Raw genomic sequence first — 1,642 nt, forward strand, 5'->3', positions numbered from 1 at the left:
CTGTTTAACGACACGTCGAGTTGGCAACAACCTTGCATATGCTTGTATGTACAAGTAAAGATGTGTGCGTAAGAGTCCATGAGCATCCTCTTCGCACCCATCAATGTTCGCGCATTGATCGTTGAGGATTTTTTTGTGACCAAGCCTACCCAATACCGTGACGTTGAAATCCGTGCCGCACGCGGCAACACGCTGACCGCCAAAAGCTGGCTGACTGAAGCGCCGCTGCGCATGTTGATGAACAACCTCGACCCGCAGGTTGCCGAAAATCCGAAAGAACTGGTGGTGTACGGCGGTATCGGCCGTGCGGCACGTAATTGGGAATGCTACGACAAGATCGTCGAAAGCCTGACCAACCTCAACGACGACGAAACCCTGCTGGTGCAATCCGGCAAACCCGTCGGCGTGTTCAAGACCCACAGCAACGCCCCGCGCGTGCTGATCGCCAACTCCAACCTGGTACCGCACTGGGCGAGCTGGGAGCATTTCAACGAACTGGATGCCAAGGGCCTGGCCATGTACGGCCAGATGACCGCCGGCAGCTGGATCTACATCGGCAGCCAGGGCATCGTGCAGGGCACCTACGAAACCTTCGTCGAAGCCGGTCGCCAGCACTACAACGATGACCTCAAGGGCCGTTGGGTCCTGACTGCCGGCCTCGGCGGCATGGGCGGCGCACAGCCACTGGCCGCGACCCTGGCCGGTGCCTGCTCGCTGAACATCGAATGCCAGCAGGTCAGCATCGACTTCCGCCTGAGCAGCCGCTACGTCGACGAACAAGCCACCGACCTCGACGACGCCCTGGCGCGCATCGACAAATACACCAAGGCCGGCCAGGCGATCTCCATCGCGTTGCTGGGCAACGCCGCTGAAATCCTTCCGGAACTGGTCAAGCGCGGCGTGCGCCCGGACATGGTCACCGACCAGACCAGCGCCCACGACCCGCTCAACGGCTACCTGCCCGCCGGCTGGACCTGGGACGAATACCGCGCCCGCGCCAAGACCGAACCGGCCGAAGTGATCAAGGCCGCCAAGCAGTCGATGGCCGTGCACGTCAAAGCCATGCTCGAGTTCCAGAAACAAGGCATCCCGACGTTCGACTACGGCAACAACATCCGTCAGATGGCGCAAGAAGTGGGCGTGGAAAACGCCTTCGACTTCCCGGGTTTCGTCCCGGCCTACATCCGCCCGCTGTTCTGCCGTGGCATCGGCCCGTTCCGTTGGGCTGCGCTGTCGGGCGACCCGCAAGACATCTACAAGACCGACGCCAAAGTCAAAGAGCTGATCCCGGACGACGCGCACCTGCACAACTGGCTGGACATGGCCCGCGAGCGCATCAGCTTCCAGGGCCTGCCGGCACGTATCTGCTGGGTTGGCCTGGGCCAGCGCGCGAAGCTCGGCCTGGCATTCAACGAAATGGTGCGCAGCGGCGAGCTGTCGGCACCCATCGTGATCGGCCGCGACCACCTGGACTCCGGCTCGGTGGCCAGCCCCAACCGTGAAACCGAATCGATGCAGGACGGTTCCGACGCCGTGTCCGACTGGCCACTGCTCAACGCCCTGCTCAACACCGCCAGCGGCGCGACCTGGGTTTCGTTGCACCACGGCGGCGGCGTCGGCATGGGCTTCTCCCAGCACTCGG

At 62.7% G+C, this 1,642-nt stretch carries 1 protein-coding gene; it reads left to right on the forward strand.

Annotation, left to right across the window (positions count from 1 at the left end; all coding sequences use genetic code 11):
* Positions 1-135 precede the first annotated feature (135 nt).
* The coding region (gene hutU, locus HX818_RS30980; RefSeq protein WP_177021363.1) for a urocanate hydratase at positions 136-1,642 on the forward strand (1,507 nt) is incomplete at its 3' end.

This window comes from Pseudomonas sp. F9001 (assembly GCF_013385435.1).
Classification (GTDB): Bacteria; Pseudomonadota; Gammaproteobacteria; order Pseudomonadales; family Pseudomonadaceae; genus Aquipseudomonas.